Source organism: Streptomyces sp. NPDC059456, from assembly GCF_042750055.1.
Lineage (GTDB): Bacteria > Actinomycetota > Actinomycetes > Streptomycetales > Streptomycetaceae > Streptomyces.
On record NZ_JBHYVA010000138.1, the window covers coordinates 5,073 to 6,405 of the forward strand.

At 67.7% G+C, this 1,333-nt stretch carries 1 protein-coding gene; it reads right to left on the minus strand.

Annotation, left to right across the window (positions count from 1 at the left end):
• Nucleotides 1–107: 107 nt before the first annotated feature.
• The gene (locus tag ACFXA3_RS14945; protein WP_385186869.1) at nt 108–1,058 is read right to left on the minus strand and encodes a zinc metalloprotease; all 951 of its coding nucleotides are present in this window, start codon (nt 1,056–1,058) and stop codon (nt 108–110) included.
• Nucleotides 1,059–1,333 lie beyond the last annotated feature (275 nt).

Sequence of the window (1,333 nt, forward strand, 5' to 3'; positions counted from 1 at the left end):
ATGTTGTGGTGTGTTTGGTGTTGGACTCCCCCCCGTGGTTGTTGTCGTTGGTGTTGTGGGTGGGGGGGGGCACGTGTGCGTGCCCCGCCCCCTCTTCACCGTTGCGGTCAGCCGCGGTAGGCGCTCCACATGCTCTTCATGCGGGACACCTGACCCGCCGTGAACTGGTACATGCAGGAGTCGTACGTGTAGTCCATGAAGTTGTGGATCGGGTCGACGCCCGTCTTGTTGGTGCAGCTGTCACGGCCGGTCGGGCACTCGAACGCGGCGCTCTTCTCGGCCGGGGTGTCGGCGACGGAGTCACCGCTGCCCGAGCAGCCGCCCTGGAAGGTGTGGTACAGGCCCATCCAGTGGCCGACCTCGTGGGTGGCGGTGTCGCCCTCGTTGTAGTTGGCGGAGGAGCCGCCCGGCAGCGAGGAGTTGAGGATGACCACGCCGTCCATCTTGGGCTGCGAGGCGTAGGAGCTCGGGAAGGTCGCCCAGCCGAGGAGGCCGCCGCCGAGGTTGGCGGTGTAGAGGTTGAGCGCGTTGGAGCCGCCCTTGCGCAGGGCGTTCTTCATGTCCTTCTCGGCCTGGGTGCCGTCCGAGACGTTGTACCAGGTGGCGTTGTCGGTGTAGTCGGTGGAGACCAGCGAGAACTGGTAGCCGGAGTCGACGTTGCCGGTGCCCTTGCCGCTGTAGGCGGAGTTGAGGACCGCGATCTGGTTGTTGATGTCCGTGGCGGTCAGCTTGCCGGCGGTGCCGGAGGTGATGACGTGGACGTAGACCGGGATGGTCGTCGCGGCGGTGGCCTCGGCGGCGCGCATCTGGCGCTGCGGGCCGAGCTCGGCGTTCTTCTTGGCCAGGTCGGCGTCCATGGCCTTGACCTGGGCGTCCGTCACCTCGTTGGGGTCGGCCGCGTGGTTGTCCTTCGGGCGGGCGACACGGGCGTTGGCGGACACGCCGGCGGTGCCGGAGTCGGCACAGGCCTCGGAGCCGGTCTTGGGTGCCGCGGCCACGGTCGTGGGGGCCGTGAGCGGGGCGAACGCCAGGGTTCCGGCCAGAACGGCCGTACCCATGAGGCGGCGGCGGAGCATGGGGGATATGCGGGCAGGGGCGCGCACGTTGACTCCTCGCGAAGCGTGGTGGGGGGTGAGGGATTTCCTCACGCTGGCGCGAAGCTTATGTGTCCATGTCATGCACTGAGCAAGACCTTTAAGTAAAAGATTTGTTGCTTCTGTGGGTCGAGGGGGGGGGGGGGGGCCCCCCCCCCCCCCCCCCCCCCAAAAAAAAAAAAAAAAAAAAAAACGCCCCCCCGGAGGCGACCCCCCCCCCCCACCGCGCGGGGCGCCGG